The organism is Chromobacterium sphagni (genome assembly GCF_001855555.1).
Taxonomy (GTDB): Bacteria; Pseudomonadota; Gammaproteobacteria; order Burkholderiales; family Chromobacteriaceae; genus Chromobacterium; species Chromobacterium sphagni.
The window spans coordinates 1,180,529-1,196,299 of record NZ_MKCT01000001.1 but is presented as its reverse complement, the minus strand read 5'-3'; the positions used below and the strand labels follow the sequence as shown (position 1 = coordinate 1,196,299).

Sequence of the window (15,771 nt, the reverse complement as noted above, 5' to 3'; positions counted from 1 at the left end):
TATCTGTCCTCAGCAAGCCCGCGCCAGCCGCGCGGGCGGAAAATTCCTGTTCAGGCCAGCGCCAGCACCTTGGTAGGCACCGCGCCCACCGAGCCGGCGCCCATGGTCAGCACCACGTCGCCGTCGCGGGCGGCGTCGACAATCGCCTGCGGCAGCTCGGCGATGCTCTCGACGAACAGCGGCTCCACCTTGCCGCCCACCCGCACCGCCCGCGCCAGCGCGCGGCCGTCGGCGGCGACGATGGGCGCTTCGCCGGCGGCGTACACTTCGCCCAGGAGCAGCGCGTCCACGCCGGACAGCACCTTGACGAAGTCTTCGAACAGGTCGCGGGTGCGGGTGTAGCGGTGCGGCTGGAACGCCAGCAGCAGCCTGCGCCCCGGAAACGCGCCGCGCACGGCGGACAAGGTGGCCGCCATCTCCACCGGGTGGTGGCCGTAATCGTCTACCAAGGTGAAGCTGCCGCCGTCTTTGGCCTTCACTTCGCCGTAGCGCTGGAAGCGGCGGCCGACGCCGGCGAACTCCGCCAGGCCCTTCTGGATGGCAGCGATGTCCGCGCCGCACTCCAGGCCAATGGCGATCGCCGACAACGCGTTGAGCACATTGTGGCGGCCCGGCAGGTTCAGCACCACCGGGAAGCGGGTGGTGGCGCCGTTCTTCACCACCACGTCGAAATGCATCTGGCCCGCCGCCGCCTGTACGTTCTCGGCATAGATGTCGGCGCTGTCGTCCAGCCCGTAGGTGGTGACCGGCTTGCTGATGCGGCCGCGGATCTCGCGCACATTGGGGTCGTCAACGCACAGCACCGCGCGGCCGTAGAACGGCATGCGCTGCAGGAAATCGACGAAGGCCTGCTTGAGCTTGTCGAAACTGTGGTCGTAGGTGTCCATGTGGTCGGCGTCGATATTGGTCACCACCGCCATCACCGGGCTCAAATGCAGAAAGGACGCGTCGGACTCGTCGGCCTCGGCCACCAGGAACTCGCCCGAGCCCAGCTTGGCGTTGGCGCCGGCGGCGGTCAGCTTGCCGCCGATGACGAAGGTGGGGTCCAGCCCTGCCGCGCCCAGCACCGACGCGGTCAGGCTAGTGGTGGTGGTCTTGCCGTGGGTGCCGGCGATGGCGATGCCCTGCTTGAAGCGCATCAGCTCGGCCAGCATCATCGCGCGCGGAATCACCGGGATGCGCTTGTCGCGCGCCGCCAGCACTTCCGGGTTGTCCGCCTTCACCGCGGTGGAGGTCACCACCACGTCGGCGCCTTCGATATAGGTGGCGTCATGGCCGAAGAACACGCGCACGCCTTCGGCCGCCAGCCGCTTGGTGGTGGCGCCGTCGGCCATGTCCGAACCGGACACGGTGTAGCCCAGCCCGTGCAGCACCTCGGCGATGCCGCACATGCCGACGCCGCCGATGCCGACGAAATGTATGTGTTTGACCCTGTGTTTCATGTCTGTGTCTCGTAATCAGGCGCTTCTCTCCGGCGCCTATTCATTCCCCGGCCAATTCCTGGCACAGATCGGCCACCCGGCCGGCCGCGCCCGGCCGAGCCAGCGCGCGCGCGCGCGCCGCCCTGGCCGCCAGTTGGTCCCTGTCCAGCCCCGCCAACAGGCTGGCAAGCCTGTCCACGGTCAATTCCTGTTGCGGCAGATGCCAGGCCGCGCCTTCCTTCGCCATCCACTCGGCGTTGTCGCGCTGATGGCCGGTGGTTGACACCACCAGCGGCACCAGGATGCTGGGCACCCCGGCGGCGCACAATTCGCTGACCGTGATGGCGCCGGCGCGGCAGATCACCAGATCGCACTCGGCCAGCCGCTTCGGCATGTCGTCGATAAACGGCAGCAGCTCCACCTGGCCCTGCTGGCCAGCGGCGGCGTAGGCGGCGCTGACGGCGACGTAGTTGGCCTCGCCGGTCTGGTGCGCCAGCTGCGGACGCTTGTCGGCCGGCAGCGCCGCCAGCACCTGCGGCAGCGTCTCGTTCAACACCCTGGCGCCCAGGCTGCCGCCCACCACCAAGACCTTCAGCGGACCGCCGCGGCCGGCGTAACGCCCGGCCGGATCCGCGATCCGCTCGATTTCCCTTCGCACCGGATTGCCGGTGACCAGCGCCTTCGCCTGTTTCGCCGCGCTGCCGTCGAAGCCGCACACCAGCTTTTTGGCGAACGGCAGCAGCGCCTTGTTGCTCAGCAGCAGGCTGGCGTCGGCGTTGACCAGCACCAGCGGTTTCCACAACAGCGCCGCCGCCAGGCCGCCGGGCAGGCAGACATAGCCGCCCATGCCCAGCACCACGTCGGGACGATGGCGCAACATCAGCGCCACGCTCTTGCAGAACGCGCCCGCCAGCTGCAGCGCGCCCTTGAGCGAACCGAACAGGCCCTTGCCGCGCACGCCGTGAAAATTCAGCCGCTCCAGTACGATGCCTGACGGCGGCACCAGCTTGTTCTCCATGCCGCGCTGAGTGCCCAGCCACACCACTTTCCAGCCGCGCTGCTGCAGCTCTTTGGCCACGGCGAGGCCGGGGACGATGTGTCCACCCGTGCCTGCCGCCATCACCATGACCGTTCGATTCGTCATCTCTATCAAACCTTGTAGCCGCGCATGATGCGGCGGTTTTCATAATCCACCCGCAGCAGCACCGCCACGGCTATCAGATTCATCAGCATCGCCGAGCCGCCAAACGACATCAGCGGCAGCGTCAGGCCCTTGGTGGGCAACAGGCCCATGTTGACGCCGATGTTGAAGAACACCTGGATGCCCAGCCAGATGCCTATGCCCTGCGCCACCAGCGCCTGGTAGTAGCGCTCCAGCTTTTTCGACTCCACGCCGATGTGGAAGGCGCGGCGGACGATCCAGGCGTACAGGCCGATCACCACGCAGATGCCGGCGAAGCCGAATTCCTCGGCGATCACCGCCATGATGAAGTCGGTGTGCGCCTCCGGCAGGTAGAACAATTTCTCGATGCTGCCGCCCAGCCCCACGCCAAACCATTCTCCACGACCGATGGCGATCAGAGAGTGACTCAGCTGATAACCCTTGCCGTACGGGTCGTCCCACGGGTCCATGAAACCCAGCACCCGCTTCAGACGGTACGGCGAGGAAACGATCAGCAACACGATCGCCACCACCGCCATCGCCGCGAGTCCCGAAAAGATGCGCATATTGATGCCGCCGAGGAACAGCAGGCCCATCGCGATGCTCATCACCACCATCAGCGCGCCGAAGTCCGGCTCGCGCAGCAGCAGAAAGGCCACCACCACCATCGCCGCGAACATCGGCAGGAAGCCTTCCTTGATGCTGTGCAACAGGTGGCTCTTGCGCACCGTGTAGTCCGCCGCGTACAGCACGGTGGCGAACTTCATCACCTCCGACGGCTGCAGATTGAGCACCAGCAGATTGATCCAGCGCCGCGAACCGTTGACCACCTTGCCGATGCCGGGAATCAGCACCAGCACCAGCATCACCAGCCCGATCAGGAAAATCTTCCCGGAATACTTCTGCCAGAAGCCGGTGGGAATCTGGAAGGCCGCGTATGCCGCCGCCAGTCCGATCACCATGAACACCACGTGGCGGATCAGGTAGAAGTAGCGGTTCTGCGTCGCCGCGTCAGCCTCGGCGTAAGCGATGGAAGCCGAATACACCATCACCAGGCTGATCGACAGCAGCAAGGCCAGCGCCCAGGCCAGCGCCTCGTCCAGCGGAGTGATCGCCACATAATGGCGCGCCGGGTTGCGGTTCATCGCCGCGCCGCCTTCAACTCCGCCACCGTGGCGATGAACACCTCGGCGCGATGGGCGTAATTGCGGAACATGTCCAGGCTGGCGCAGGCGGGCGACAGCAGCACCACATCGCCCGGATGCGCCAGCGCCGCCGCGCGCCGCGTCGCCTCTTCCAGCGTGGCGTAGCGCTCCAGCGGCAGGCCGCAGCCGGCCAGCGCCGACTCGATCCGCTGCGCGTCGCGGCCGATCAGCACCACCGCGCGCGCGATGCGCTGGCAGGCCGGCTTGAGCGGCGCGAAGTCCTGGCCCTTGCCGTCGCCGCCGGCGATCAACACCACCTGGCGGATCATGCCGTTGAGCGCCGCCTCGGTGGCGCCCACATTGGTTCCCTTGGAATCATCGATAAACGCAACGCCGTCGAATTCGTCTACCAGCTCCACCCGGTGCGCCAGGCCACGAAAGCTTTTCAGTCCCTCCAGCAGGGCCGGCAGCGCCAGGCCTATGCCCTGGCACAAGGCCAGCGCGGCCAGCGCGTTGGCGGCGTTGTGCAGGCCCTGCAGCGGCATGTCGGCGCAGTCGAACACCTTCTCGCCGGCCACGCTCAAGTGGTAGCCGCCGTTGCGCGCCAGCGCGTAGTCGGCCGCACCATTCAGCGAGAACCACTTCACCTGATGCCCGGGGCGCACCATCGCCCGCACCAGCGCGTCGTCGCGGTTCAGCACCTGCACGCCCTGGCCGTTGAACACGGCGGTTTTGGCGTGGGCGTAATCCAGCAGGTCGGCGTAGCGGTCGAGATGGTCCTCGGAAATATTCAGCACGGTGGCGGCGTCCGCCTGCAAGCTGAAGGTGGACTCCAACTGGAAGCTGGACAGCTCCAGCACCCATACGTCCGGACGCTTGCCGCTCTGTTCCCGCGCCAGCTGCGCCTCCAGCACCGCCAGGCCGATATTGCCGGCGACGATGGCATCCAGGCCGGCTGCCTCGCACAGGTGGCCCACCAGGCTGGTGACGGTGCTTTTGCCGTTGGAGCCGGAAATGGCGATCACCTTGCTGCCGTCGCCGCGGATCGCGCGCGCCAGGATCTCGATGTCGCCCACCACCTCACCGCCGGCGCGGCGGTAGGCGGCGATGGCCGGATTGGCCAGCGGCACGCCGGGGCTGACCACCAGCAAGTCGATGCCGGCGAAGGTGTCGGCGGTGAACTCGCCGCGCTTCACCGCCGTGCCCGGCAGCAGGCGTTCCAGTTCGGCCAGCCGCTCGTCGGACGGATTGGCATCGGCCACGCCGACGCGCGCGCCGTGGGCGGCCAGGTAGCGCGCGGCGGCAAGCCCCGAGCCTCCCAGCCCCACCACCATCACTTGTCGATTGGCGTAATCCATCGTCGCGATCCTCAGCGCAGCTTCAGCGTGGACAGGCCGGCCAGCACCAGCATCATGGTGATGATCCAGAAACGCACCACCACCTGCGTCTCCTTCCAGCCCTTCAATTCAAAATGGTGATGCAGCGGCGCCATGCGGAACACCCGCTTGCCGGTGAGCTTGAACGAGCCGACCTGTATCATCACCGACAGCGCCTCCACCACAAACAGGCCGCCCATGATGAACAGCACCACTTCCTGGCGCACGATCACCGCGACGGTGCCCAGCGCGGCGCCCAGCGCCAAGGCGCCGACGTCGCCCATGAACACCTGGGCCGGATAGGCGTTGAACCACAAAAACCCCAGGCAGGCGCCGCACATCGCCGCGCAGAACACCACCACCTCGTGCGCGCCGGGAATGAAGGGCACGCCCAGGTACTTGGAGAACACCGCGTGGCCGGCGGCGTAGGCGAAAATCGACAGGCCGGCCGACACCATCACGGTGGGCAGCGCCGCCAGGCCGTCCAGGCCGTCGGTGAGGTTGACCGAATTGGAAGTGCCGACGATCACCAGATAGGTCAACACGCAGAAGCCCACCGCGCCCAGCGGGTAGGACACGGTCTTGAAGAAGGGAACGATGAATTCGGTGGAGGCCGGCAGCTTGGCGGTGGCGATCAGGAACACCCCGGCGCCGATGGCGATGGCCGACTGCCAGCCCATCTTGAACTTGGCCGATACCCCTTTCGGGTCCTTGTATACCACCTTGCGCCAGTCGTCGTAGAAACCCAGTGCGCCAGTGCCCAGCATCACCGCCAGCAGCAGCCACACATATTTATTGGACAGGTCGGCCCACAGCAGCGTGGTGATGGTGATGGCCAGCAGGATCAGCGAGCCGCCCATGGTGGGAGTGCCGGCCTTGACCAGGTGGGTCTGCGGGCCGTCGTTGCGCACCGCCTGGCCCACCTTGAGCTCGGTCAGCTTGCGGATCACCCACGGCCCCAGCAGCAGCGAAATCGCCAGCGAAGTCAGGGCCGCCATCACCGCGCGCAGCGTGATGTAATTGAAAACATTGAAGGCCCGGATGTGCGAGCCCAACAGATCAGCCAACCAAAGCAGCACCTTATACTCCCTCTGTGTTTGCGTGCATCAGGTGTTCCACCACCCGTTCCATGCGCATGAAGCGCGACCCCTTGACCAGAACGGCGGTACCCGATGCCAGCCGGCTATCCAGGCACTCCAACAACTCGTCAATCGAATCAAAATGCTGCGCGCCGGCGCCGAAGGCGGCGACAGCCGCGCGCGACAGCTCGCCCAGCGCGAAGAGCTGTTCGATGCCGCGCGCGCGCGCATGTTCCCCGACCTCGGCGTGCAGCGCCGGCGCGGCGTCGCCCAATTCGCCGATATCGCCCATCACGAAGCAGCGCGGGGCCGGCAGGCGCGACAGCACGTCCAGGCCGGCCTTCATCGAATCCGGATTGGCGTTGTAGCTGTCGTCCAGCACGGTCAAGCCGCTCGGCGCGGTTTTCAGCTGCAAGCGCCCCTTGGCGCCGGCAAAGGCGGCCAGGCCGGTGGCGATGGCGGCCTGCGGCACTTCCAGCGCCAGCGCCACCGCGGCGGCGGCCAGCGCGTTGCGGACGTTGTGCTCGCCCGGCGCCGGCAACGACACTGTTTGCTCGCCGACAGACGAGGTCAGGATGAAGCGGCTTGCCAGCGCGTCCATTTGCAAATCGCGTGCGCCGACCTCGGCGTCTGGACCCAGGCCGAAACTCAACTGACGATGCCGACCGGCACGCTGGCGGAACAATGCCAGATTGGCGTCGTCGGCGTTGAGCACCGCCACGCCGCCGTCGACCAGTCCTTCAAAAATTTCCGCCTTGGCCCTGGCCACTTCTTCGGTGGTGCCGAAATGGCCGAAGTGGGCGCGCATCGCATTGTTGACCAGCGCCACCTGCGGCCGGGCCAGGCCGGCGAGGTAGCTCAACTCGCCGTGATGGTTCATGCCCATCTCGATCACCGCGTAGCGGTGTTGCGGCTTCAGTCGCAGCAGGGTCAGCGGCAGGCCGATGTCGTTGTTGAAATTGCCGGCGGTGGCTAGCACCGCCTGATCTCCGGCATGGGCGCTCAGGATGGCGGCCAGCATTTCCTTGACCGTGGTCTTGCCGTTGGAGCCAGTGACGCCGACGACCACGGCCGGCTGCCCCGCGCGCCAGCCAGCGGCCAGACGCCCCAGCGCCAGACGGGTATCGTCCACTCGGATCAAACTGGCGCCGGCAAGCTGGAAATCGGCGCGCACCAGCGCGGCGGCGCCCTTGGCCGTCACCTCGGCGACGAAATCATGGGCATCGAAACGCTCGCCCTTCAACGCGACAAACAAATCGCCGGGCTGCGCCAGACGGCTGTCGGTGATCACCCGCGACACCGCGCCATCGACGCCGACGAGGCTGCCTTGGGCGTGGCGGGCGGCTTGCTGCAGGCTCATCATGCTTGGTGCCCCCAGGCGGTGAGCGCCTCTTCCGCCACGCGGAAGTCGGAGAACGGCCGCTTGACGCCGGCGATGTCCTGATATTCCTCATGGCCCTTGCCGGCGATCAGAACCACGTCGCCGACGCGCGCCTGGCCCACCGCCCAGTGGATGGCAGCCTCGCGGTCGGCATCGACATGGCCGGCCTGCTTCATGCCGGCCTGCACGTCGGCCAGGATGGCCAACGGGTCCTCGCTGCGCGGATTGTCGCTGGTCAGCACCGTCACGTCGGCATGCTTCTCGGCAATGGCGCCCATCATCGGGCGCTTGCCCGGATCGCGGTCGCCGCCGCAGCCGAACACGCAAAACAGCCGGCCGCCGGCGGGGCGGATTTCACCCAACGTGGCCAACGCCTTCTCCAGCGCGTCCGGGGTGTGGGCGTAGTCGATCACCACCAGCGGCTCATGCGTGCCGCCTATGCTCTGCATGCGGCCGCGCGCCGGCTGGATGCGCGCCATCACCGCGGCGGCGTCGGCCAGGCTGACGCCGTTGACGCACAAGGTGGCGAGGCAGGCCAGCAGATTGGCGGCGTTGAAGCGGCCAACCAGGCCGGTGCGCACATCCACCACGCCCCACGGCGTGGCGACGGTCAGTTGCAGGCCCTCCAATGTGGCGGCCAGCGCCAGCGGGCGCACATCGCCCTGCGTGAGGCCATACGTCACCACCTGGGTCTGCGCGCGGTCGATCTCCCCGGCCAGCTGGCGGCCGAATTCGTCGTCGGCGTTGATCACCGCGTGCTGCAGGCCCTCCCAGAAGAACAGCTTCTTTTTGGATTCGCCGTAAGCCTGCATCGAACCATGGTAATCCAGATGGTCGCGCGTCAGGTTGGTGAACACCGCGGTGGCGAAGGCCACGCCGTTGACTCGGGACTGGTCCAGGCCGTGGCTGGAAACTTCCATCGTCACCACGTGCGCGCCCTGGCGGCGATATTCGGCCAGCTTCTGCTGCACCGTCACCGGGTCGGGCGTGGTGTGGGTGGTTTCGGTCAGCGCGCCGTAGAAGCCGTTGCCGACGGTGCCGATCAACGCGGCCTTCCGGCCCAGCAAGGAGAAAGCCTGCGCCAGCCAGTGCGAAATCGAGGTCTTGCCGTTGGTGCCGGTGATGCCGACCACGGTCAGGTCGCGCGCGGGCTCGCCCAGCACATGGGCGGCGACGATGCCGGCGCGCTCGCGCAGATTCGGCACCGCCAGATTGGGCACCTGCCAGGCCGGATTCCAGGCGAAGCCGTCGGCGTCGTCCCACAGCACCGCGGCCGCGCCCTTCTCCAGCGCGGCGGGGATGAAATCGCGGCCGTCAACGAACTCGCCGCGACAGGCGAGGAATACATCGCCGGGCAGCACGCGGCGGCTGTCGGCCTCCACTCTCTTGATGGTCAGGCCCAGCTGGTTCAGCGCAGCCGGATCCCAGTCCGGCAAGGCGATCAGACGACTCTTCATGGTGTCAGAAGTCCGCCGGAACAGGGGTCGATTCCGGCAATAAAGTGTTGTTGGAAGGCTCGTCGGGCGGCACGTTCAGCACTCGCAGCGCGCCGCCGGCCACTTGCGAGAACACTGGGGCCGCCACCGCGCCGCCGTAATATTTGCCGGCGGAAGGCTCGTCTATCATCACCGCCACGATCACCTTGGGCGCATGGCCGGGCGCGAAGCCCATGAACAGCGCGCGGTGCTTGTTGGCCACGTAGGTGCGGCCCTCCAGCTTGCGCGCGGTGCCGCTCTTGGCGCCTATGCTGTAACCGATGATGCGGCCGCCGACCGCGCCGCCGCCGGGCTGGCTGTTGGCGATCAACAGGTCGCGCATTTCGTGCGCGGTCTTGATGTCTATCACCCGCTTGCCCGGCATTGGGTTGCTGGTCTTGTACAGCGCGATCGGCAGCATCACGCCGTCGTTGGCGAAGATGGTATAGGCGCGCGCCATCTGGATCAGGCTGACCGATACGCCGTAGCCGAAGGACATCGTCGCCTGCTCGATCGGCCGCCAGCGGTGCCAATCGCGCAGCCGGCCGCCGGCCTCGCCGGGGAAACCGGTATTGGGCGCGCGGCCGAAGCCCAGCGCGTCGTAGTGCTTCCAGAAGTCCTCCGGGCTGCTCATCAGCGCCAGTTTGCTGGTGCCGACGTTGGACGACTTCTGGATGATGCCGAGAATGTTCAGGCTGGCCTGCGGCGACACGTCGCGGATGGTGGCCGGCCCTATCATATAGCTGTGGGTGTCCAGCACGCTGTTGAGGCTGGCCTTGCCATGCTCCAGCGCCAGCGAAATCGACAAGGGCTTCATCGTCGAGCCCGGCTCGAACAGGTCGATCACGCCGCGGTTGCGCATCATTTCCGGCGTCACCCCGACGCGGTTGTTGGGGTTGAACGACGGGTAGTTGGCCAATGCCAGCAATTCGCCGGAGTGGGCGTCCAGCACCACCACGCTGCCGGCCTTGGCCTTGTTCTGCTCCACCGCCGCCTTGATCTCGCGATAGGCCAGATACTGGATGCGGTGGTCCACCGCCAGCGCCAGCTTCTGGCCGTCGCGCGGCGGCTCGATGGCGGCGATGTCCTCGATGATGTGGCCGCGGCGGTCCTTCAGCACCACGCGGCGGCCATCGCGGCCCGCCAGCATCTTCTCGCGCGCCAGCTCCACGCCCTCCTGGCCCTTGCCGTCGACCCCGGTGAAACCGATGATGTGCGACACGATCTCGCCGGCCGGGTAGAAGCGGCGGAATTCCTGCTGCTTGGCGATGCCGGGAATGCCCAGCGCCATCACCTTGTCGGCCTGCTCCGGACTGATCTGGCGCTTGATGTAGACGAATTCCTTCTTGCGGTCGGACAGCTTGGCGGCCAGTTCCTCCGGCGCCAGGTCCAGCAGGGCGGCCAGCTCGCGCAGCTTGGCCGGCGGCACTGGCTCCATGTCGGCCGGGCTGGCCCAGATGGTCTGCACCGGGGTGCTGATCGCCAGCGGCTCGCCGTTGCGGTCGGTGATCACACCGCGGTTGGCCTCCAGCGTCATCGCGCGGCGGAAACGCGCCTCGCCCTGGTTCTGCAGGAAATCCTGCTGCACCACCTGCAGATACATCGCGCGGCAGATCAACGCCAGAAACAGCAGCGCCAGCACCAGCAGCACGCAGCGCACCCGGGTTCTGGTCATGCGCAGGGCCGGGCTGGCCGACACCGGCCGCTGGCGAACGCTATAGCTGCTGCCGGCGCGCATCAGATCCTCCCTCCGGGCGAAATCACCTGGATCTGGCGCGGATCGGGGGTGTGCATGTCCAGACGGGTGGACGCCGCCTTTTCAATCACCGCGTGCGCGCCCCAGGTGCTCTGCTCCAGCTGCAGCTGGCCGAACTCCACCTCCAGCTGCTGCCCCGACTTGGTCTCCTTCTGCAAGTCGCTGTAGAGCTTGCGCGACACGTGGGTAGACGTCACCACCGACCAGGCGGAGAAGACGGTCATCGCCAGCAGCATCGCGTTGAGCTTGTTCATGCATCCACCTCCCGCCACGGCGCGGCGGTGCGCTCGGCCACCCGCATGATGGCGCTGCGGGAGCGCGGGTTCTCGCGCACCTCCTCGTCGCCGGCGCGGACCGCCTTGCCCACCAGGGCGATCGGCGGCTTGGCCATGTCCTCGGCGCGCACCATCGCCCACATCGGCAGCTTTTCCTCGCTGCTGACGTCGCGCAGGTATTGCTTGACGATGCGGTCCTCCAGCGAATGGAAGCTGATGACGGCCAGCCGGCCATGCTCGCCCAGCAGACGCGCGGCCTGCGGCAGCGCCGCCTTCAGTTCGTCCAGCTCCCGGTTCACAAAGATCCGGATCGCCTGGAAGGTACGCGTCGCGGGGTCTTGACCCGGTTCCCGAGTACGGACGTTTTGCCCAACGAGCAAAGCGAGCTCACGCGTGGTCGTGATGGGGTGTTCCCCCCGTTGCGCAACAATGGCTGCTGCGATCTTGCGAGCAAACCGCTCTTCACCATAAGTCTTGATGACCTCTTTGATATCGGCCTCGTCGGCCGTTGCCAACCACTCGGCGGCGGTGACGCCGCGAGTGGTATCCATACGCATGTCCAGCGGCGCGTCGAAACGGAAGCTGAAACCGCGGCTGCCATCGTCGATCTGCGGCGACGACACGCCCAGGTCCATCAGCACGCCATCCACGCTGGCCGCGCCCAGGCGGGCCAGCTCGGACGACAGTGTCTCGAAACCGTTGTGCACGATGTTGAAGCGGGAATCCTCCGCCGCCAGCCGTTCGGCGACGGCGATGGCTTCCAGGTCCTTGTCGAAGGCGATCAGCCGGCCATTCGGGCCGAGCTTCGACAGGATCAAACGGCTGTGGCCTCCGCGGCCGAAGGTGCAATCGACGTAGACGCCATCCTCGCGGATGGCCAGCGCGTCGACCGCTTCGGCCAGCAATACCGTGCGGTGCACGTAAGTGGGGGTGCTCACAGCGTGAAATCTCCAAGGTGTTGGGCCAAATCGGCCTGATCGATAGCCAGCGCGTCGGCGGTCTGGCTGTCCCATTCCTCGGCGTTCCACAACTCAAAGCGGTTGCCCATGCCTACCAGGGCGACATCCTTGTCCAGCGCGGTCAACTCGCGCAGCCGGGCCGGCAGCAGGATGCGGCCGGCGGAATCCATTTCCAGGGTTTCGGCATGGCCAAGCACCAGCCGTTGATAGCGTTTCAGCGTGGGATTGCCGGTGGGAAGGGCAAGCAGACGGGCCTCGACCGGGCGCCAGTTGGGTTCGGGGTACAACAGCAGGTGGTCCTGGGATTCGAGAGTGACGATCAGCTTGTGGCCAAACGCGGACAGCAGTGTCTCACGGTGTTTGGCCGGAATAGCCAAACGCCCCTTGCTATCGAGAGACAGGATACTGACGCCACCAATCATGATTTGAACCCGCTGACCGAGAAAACGGAGCCGTCGCTCCGGGGGGCATTTGCCCCACTTTCACCCACTTTATCCCACTTTTCGCCACTATAAGAAATAACCGCCCCACGGTCAACATAGGAATTCTCTAATTCGCCTTTTGCGACAATGACTTACGGGAGGGTATAAAAATGGAATCTGTGAGAAATCAGTGACTTAAAATCATCAGTAAAAGTGGGATGTGAACATTGCGGATCGCAGGGGATGCAACAGGACGGCAATAATTGCCGATGGAACTGTCTGAAGCATAAGTATCTTCAATAAAAGAAACACTTTACCCGCGGCCAATTTCAGGCCTGTATTTAAAAAACAACATGCGGCTTAAACAAGCCGCATGTTGTTCGGGTATCAAACTCAGCCCAGCTTCTGCCTCAGGATATCTTGCACCTGGGTCGGGTTGGCCTTGCCCTTGGATGCCTTCATCACCTGGCCGGCCAAGGCGTTGAGCGCCTTTTCCTTGCCGGCGCGGAATTCCTCCACCGCCTTCGGGTTGGCGGCGATCGCTTCTTCCACCATTTTCTCGATGGCGCCGACGTCGGACACCTGCTTCAGGCCGTCGCGTTCGATGATGTCATCGACCGACAACTCGCTGTCCCACAACGCTTCGAACACCTGCTTGGCCAGTTTGCTGGACAGGGTGTTGTCGGCGATGCGCGCCAGCAGGCCCACCAGGCGCTCGACCGCAATCGGGCAGTCGGCGATGCTCTTGCCGTCGCGGTTCAGCCGTGCGGCGATCTCGCCGTTGACCCAGTTGGCGGCCAACTTGCCCTGGCCGGAGGCGCGGGCGGCGGCTTCAAAGTACTGCGCCAGCGGCAGGCTCGCGGTCAGCAGCGCGGCGTCGTAGGCCGACACGCCGAATTCCTCGACGAAGCGGCCCTGCATCGCGCCCGGCAGTTCGGGCATCTCGGCGCGGATGCGCTCGATCTGCTCGGTCGCGATGCGCACCGGCAACAGGTCCGGATCGGGGAAGTAGCGGTAGTCGTGCGCGTCTTCCTTGCTGCGCATCATGCGGGTCTCGCCGCTGTCCGGATCGAACAGCACCGTCGCCTGCTGCACCTTGCCGCCGTCTTCCAGCGTGTCGATCTGCCACTGGATCTCGTATTTGGCGGCCTGCTCCAGGAAGCGGAAGGAGTTGAGGTTCTTGATCTCGCGGCGGGTGCCGAACTCCTTCTGGCCTTCCGGGCGCACCGACACGTTGACGTCCATGCGGAAGCTGCCTTCCTGCATATTGCCGTCGCAGATTCCCAGCCAGGTCACCAACGCGTACAGCGCCTTCACATAGGCCAGCGCCTCGTCCACCGAGCGCATGTCGGGCTCGGACACCACCTCCAGCAGCGGCGTGCCGGCGCGGTTGAGGTCGATGCCGGACAGGCCCTGGAAGTCTTCGTGCAAGCTCTTGCCGGCGTCCTCTTCCATGTGGGCGCGGGTCACGCCGATGATCTTTTCCTGATCGCCGACCAGAATCTTCAGCTTGCCGCGCTCGACGATAGGCAGCTCCATCTGGCTGATCTGGTAGCCCTTGGGAAGATCGGGGTAGAAGTAGTTCTTGCGGGCGAACACGTTCTTCTGGTTGATGGTGGCGTCCAGCGCGAGGCCCAGGCGGATGGCCTTGTCCACCACCGCGCGGTTCAGCACCGGCAGCACGCCCGGAAAGGCCAGCTCCACCGCGGAAGCCTGGGTGTTGGGCTCGGCGCCGAAGGCGGTGCTGGCGCCGGAGAAAATCTTGGAGACGGTGTTGAGCTGCACGTGCACCTCAATGCCGATTACGACTTCCCATTTCATCTTTATCTGGTCCTCAATCTTTTACAGTGCCGGCGCGCGGGTGTGCCAGTCAGTGGCCTGCTGGAACTGGTGCGCGACGTTCAGCATCTTGGCCTCGGCGAAGTAGTTGCCGATGATCTGCAGGCCGATCGGACGGCCACCCGCGGAAAAGCCGGCCGGCACGCTCATGCCGGGCAGTCCGGCCAGGTTGACCGACAGCGTATAGATGTCGGACAGATACATCTCTACCGGATCGGCCGACAGCTGGCCCAGATCGAAAGCAGCGGTCGGCGCCACCGGCCCCAGGATCACGTCGCATTGCTGGAACGCGGCCTTGAAATCGTTGGCGATCAGGCGGCGGATCTTCTGCGCCTGCAGGTAGTAGGCGTCGTAATAGCCGTGGGACAGCACATAGCTGCCCACCAGGATGCGGCGCTTGACCTCGTCGCCGAAGCCTTCGGCGCGGGTCTTCTCGTACATGTCCACCAGGTCCTTGTAGTCCTTGGCGCGGTGGCCGTAGCGGACGCCGTCGTAGCGCGACAGGTTGGTGGAGGCTTCGGCCGGGGCGATCACGTAGTAAGCGGGGATGGATAGCTCGGTGTTGGGCAGGCTCACGTCCACCGCCTCGGCGCCCAGCTTCTTCAATTCCGCCACCGCGTTGTCCACCGCGCGGGCGACGTCGGCATCCAGGCCGGCGGCGAAGTACTCGCGCGGCAGGCCCACCTTGAGGCCGGACAGCGACTGGTTCAGATCGCGGGTGTAGTCTTCCTTCGCGCGCTCCAGGCTGGTGGAGTCGCGCTCGTCGAAGCCGGCCATCACGTTCAGCATCAGCGCGCAGTCCTCGGCGGTCTGGGCGATCGGGCCGCCCTGGTCCAGCGAGGAGGCGAAGGCCACCATGCCGTAGCGCGACACCACGCCGTAGGTCGGCTTGATGCCGGTGACGCCGCAGTGCGAAGCCGGCTGGCGGATGGAGCCGCCGGTGTCGGTGGCGGTGGCGACCGGCGCCAGGCGCGCGGCCACCGCGGCCGCGGAGCCGCCGGACGAGCCGCCAGGAATGGCGCTCAGGTCCCACGGATTCTTCACCGCGCCGTAAAACGAGTTTTCATTGGACGAGCCCATCGCGAACTCGTCCATATTGGCGCGGCCCAGCGTCACCAGGCCGGCGGCGGCGCATTGCTGCACCACATGGGCGTCGTAGGGCGAGACGAAATTGTCCAGCATCTTCGAGCCGCAGCTGGTCTTCCAGCCTTGCTGGCAGAACAGGTCCTTGTGGATCAGCGGCACGCCGGCCAGCGGGTGGGCGTTGCCGGCGGCGATGCGCGCGTCGGCGGCGGCCGCCTCGGCCAGGGTCTTTTCGCGGTCGACGGTGATCAAGGCATTCAGCGCCGGGTTCAGCGCCTCGATGCGGTCCAGATACTGGCCGGCCAGTTCCACGCTGGAAACTTCCTTGGCCGCCAGCTGTTGCGACAATTGCTTGAGGGTGGCTTGTGTCATTTCGATTTTGGTCTTGCTATCCGGAT

At 66.0% G+C, this 15,771-nt stretch carries 13 protein-coding genes; all 13 read right to left on the bottom strand.

Translation table 11 applies throughout. The annotated features are described in order from the left end of the window. Positions 1-50 precede the first annotated feature (50 nt). The gene (gene murC / locus BI344_RS05700) at positions 51-1,442 is read right to left on the bottom strand and encodes a UDP-N-acetylmuramate--L-alanine ligase (protein ID WP_071111939.1); all 1,392 of its coding nucleotides are present in this window, start codon (positions 1,440-1,442) and stop codon (positions 51-53) included. A gap of 40 nt (positions 1,443-1,482) precedes the next feature. Beyond that, the gene (gene murG / locus BI344_RS05695; protein ID WP_071112086.1) at positions 1,483-2,565 is read right to left on the bottom strand and encodes an undecaprenyldiphospho-muramoylpentapeptide beta-N-acetylglucosaminyltransferase; all 1,083 of its coding nucleotides are present in this window, start codon (positions 2,563-2,565) and stop codon (positions 1,483-1,485) included. Positions 2,566-2,570: 5 nt separating this feature from the next. Beyond that, positions 2,571-3,728 (bottom strand): putative lipid II flippase FtsW, encoded by a 1,158-nt coding sequence (gene ftsW, locus BI344_RS05690; RefSeq protein ID WP_071111938.1) that lies wholly within the window; start codon positions 3,726-3,728, stop codon positions 2,571-2,573. Next, positions 3,725-5,086 carry a UDP-N-acetylmuramoyl-L-alanine--D-glutamate ligase gene (gene murD, locus BI344_RS05685; RefSeq protein WP_071111937.1) on the bottom strand — a complete coding sequence of 454 codons (1,362 nt, stop codon included), beginning with the start codon at positions 5,084-5,086 and terminating at the stop codon, positions 3,725-3,727. The genes ftsW and murD overlap by 4 nt, the downstream gene beginning before the upstream one ends. An 11-nt stretch (positions 5,087-5,097) precedes the next feature. After that, positions 5,098-6,183, bottom strand: coding sequence for a phospho-N-acetylmuramoyl-pentapeptide-transferase (mraY, locus tag BI344_RS05680; RefSeq protein ID WP_071111936.1), 1,086 nt, complete (start codon positions 6,181-6,183; stop codon positions 5,098-5,100). Between the two features lies 1 nt (position 6,184). Continuing rightward, positions 6,185-7,546, bottom strand: a complete 1,362-nt coding sequence (locus BI344_RS05675) for a UDP-N-acetylmuramoyl-tripeptide--D-alanyl-D-alanine ligase (protein WP_071111935.1) — start codon at positions 7,544-7,546, stop codon at positions 6,185-6,187. Then, the gene (locus BI344_RS05670; RefSeq protein WP_071111934.1) at positions 7,543-9,021 is read right to left on the bottom strand and encodes a UDP-N-acetylmuramoyl-L-alanyl-D-glutamate--2,6-diaminopimelate ligase; all 1,479 of its coding nucleotides are present in this window, start codon (positions 9,019-9,021) and stop codon (positions 7,543-7,545) included. Before BI344_RS05670 ends, BI344_RS05675 begins: the two co-directional genes overlap by 4 nt. Positions 9,022-9,025: 4 nt before the next feature. Beyond that, on the bottom strand, positions 9,026-10,777 hold the full coding sequence (locus BI344_RS05665) for a peptidoglycan D,D-transpeptidase FtsI family protein (protein ID WP_071111933.1): 1,752 nt from the start codon (positions 10,775-10,777) through the stop codon (positions 9,026-9,028). Further along, complete coding sequence (gene ftsL / locus BI344_RS05660; RefSeq protein ID WP_071111932.1) at positions 10,777-11,049, bottom strand: cell division protein FtsL; 273 nt, start codon at positions 11,047-11,049, stop codon at positions 10,777-10,779. The genes BI344_RS05665 and ftsL overlap by 1 nt, the downstream gene beginning before the upstream one ends. Continuing rightward, positions 11,046-12,008, bottom strand: coding sequence for a 16S rRNA (cytosine(1402)-N(4))-methyltransferase RsmH (gene rsmH, locus BI344_RS05655; protein WP_071111931.1), 963 nt, complete (start codon positions 12,006-12,008; stop codon positions 11,046-11,048). The genes ftsL and rsmH overlap by 4 nt, the downstream gene beginning before the upstream one ends. Beyond that, positions 12,005-12,451, bottom strand: coding sequence for a division/cell wall cluster transcriptional repressor MraZ (mraZ, locus tag BI344_RS05650; protein ID WP_071111930.1), 447 nt, complete (start codon positions 12,449-12,451; stop codon positions 12,005-12,007). Before mraZ ends, rsmH begins: the two co-directional genes overlap by 4 nt. Before the next feature lie 393 nt (positions 12,452-12,844). Beyond that, positions 12,845-14,272 carry an Asp-tRNA(Asn)/Glu-tRNA(Gln) amidotransferase subunit GatB gene (gatB, locus tag BI344_RS05645; protein WP_071111929.1) on the bottom strand — a complete coding sequence of 476 codons (1,428 nt, stop codon included), beginning with the start codon at positions 14,270-14,272 and terminating at the stop codon, positions 12,845-12,847. Positions 14,273-14,293: 21 nt separating this feature from the next. After that, positions 14,294-15,745 (bottom strand): Asp-tRNA(Asn)/Glu-tRNA(Gln) amidotransferase subunit GatA, encoded by a 1,452-nt coding sequence (gene gatA / locus BI344_RS05640; protein WP_071111928.1) that lies wholly within the window; start codon positions 15,743-15,745, stop codon positions 14,294-14,296. Positions 15,746-15,771 lie beyond the last annotated feature (26 nt).

Bases quoted from the DNA above. Each gene is read 5' to 3' on its own strand.
- murG (WP_071112086.1), bottom strand. From the start codon at position 2,565: ATGACGAATCGAACGGTCATGGTGATGGCGGCAGGCACGGGTGGACAC.
- mraZ (WP_071111930.1), bottom strand. From the start codon at position 12,451: ATGATTGGTGGCGTCAGTATCCTGTCTCTCGATAGCAAGGGGCGTTTG.
- BI344_RS05665 (WP_071111933.1), bottom strand. From the start codon at position 10,777: ATGCGCGCCGGCAGCAGCTATAGCGTTCGCCAGCGGCCGGTGTCGGCC.
- ftsW (WP_071111938.1), bottom strand. From the start codon at position 3,728: ATGAACCGCAACCCGGCGCGCCATTATGTGGCGATCACTCCGCTGGAC.
- murC (WP_071111939.1), bottom strand. From the start codon at position 1,442: ATGAAACACAGGGTCAAACACATACATTTCGTCGGCATCGGCGGCGTC.
- ftsL (WP_071111932.1), bottom strand. From the start codon at position 11,049: ATGAACAAGCTCAACGCGATGCTGCTGGCGATGACCGTCTTCTCCGCC.
- gatA (WP_071111928.1), bottom strand. From the start codon at position 15,745: ATGACACAAGCCACCCTCAAGCAATTGTCGCAACAGCTGGCGGCCAAG.
- murD (WP_071111937.1), bottom strand. From the start codon at position 5,086: ATGGATTACGCCAATCGACAAGTGATGGTGGTGGGGCTGGGAGGCTCG.
- BI344_RS05670 (WP_071111934.1), bottom strand. From the start codon at position 9,021: ATGAAGAGTCGTCTGATCGCCTTGCCGGACTGGGATCCGGCTGCGCTG.
- BI344_RS05675 (WP_071111935.1), bottom strand. From the start codon at position 7,546: ATGATGAGCCTGCAGCAAGCCGCCCGCCACGCCCAAGGCAGCCTCGTC.
- gatB (WP_071111929.1), bottom strand. From the start codon at position 14,272: ATGAAATGGGAAGTCGTAATCGGCATTGAGGTGCACGTGCAGCTCAAC.